Below are 629 nucleotides of genomic sequence, written 5' to 3' on the forward strand. Positions count from 1 at the left end.
CTGCCGGACGTGTCCCCGTCCGGCACCTCTCTTACTTAAGAATGCCGAAATCCCGGATGACATGGTTCATCCAGTACCCGGCACCGTCCTCAAAATTCCAGGTGCGCCAGACCATTACACCGTTATTACGGACAACCAGGCGAAAATGCGTTCCCTGCTCATCCTCGATAAAGACGTTCCGGTACTGTGCGGCAACGGCTTCGGCCTGTTCGCGGGTAAAGGAGCCGTCAGGCAGCCCCTGAAGTATTCTGAAATATTCGCTCATCCTCATCTCTCCGGTGATGCCCCGCACTGGACGGGGCGGTTGTCACAGTCAGTCGTTCAGAACGGGATATCATCTGAAAACCCGTAATCGTCACTCTCCGGCGGTTGCGGCTGCGACTCCGGCTGCGCGGCCTTACGTCCACGGCCTTTCGTTTTCGCGCCTCCTTTTTTCGTTTCCGGCTGTGGTTCCGGCTGAGGCTGACCGCTGAACTGTTGTGCCTCTTCCGGCTGAGTCTGAGCACCTGCGGCACGTCCCAACATCTGCATGGTGCCCGTGGTTTTAACAAGGATTTCAGTGATGTAACGGGTGACGCCGTTGTTGTCGTCCCAGCTACGGGTACGGAGTTGCCCCTCGATGTAGACCT

Annotated in this window: 2 protein-coding genes; both read right to left on the bottom strand. The window is 57.4% G+C overall.

The annotated features are described in order from the left end of the window. Positions 1 to 31 precede the first annotated feature (31 nt). Positions 32 to 265: a DUF905 domain-containing protein gene (locus C0K55_RS25745; protein ID WP_000006026.1), complete on the bottom strand. Its 234-nt coding sequence runs from the start codon at positions 263 to 265 to the stop codon at positions 32 to 34. Between the two features lie 56 nt (positions 266 to 321). Beyond that, on the bottom strand, positions 322 to 629 hold a 308-nt coding region (locus C0K55_RS25750), incomplete at its 5' end, for a single-stranded DNA-binding protein (protein WP_157944186.1).

The sequence above is a fragment of the Escherichia sp. MOD1-EC6098 genome, assembly GCF_002965865.1.
In the GTDB taxonomy this organism is placed as follows: Bacteria; Pseudomonadota; Gammaproteobacteria; order Enterobacterales; family Enterobacteriaceae; genus Escherichia; species Escherichia marmotae.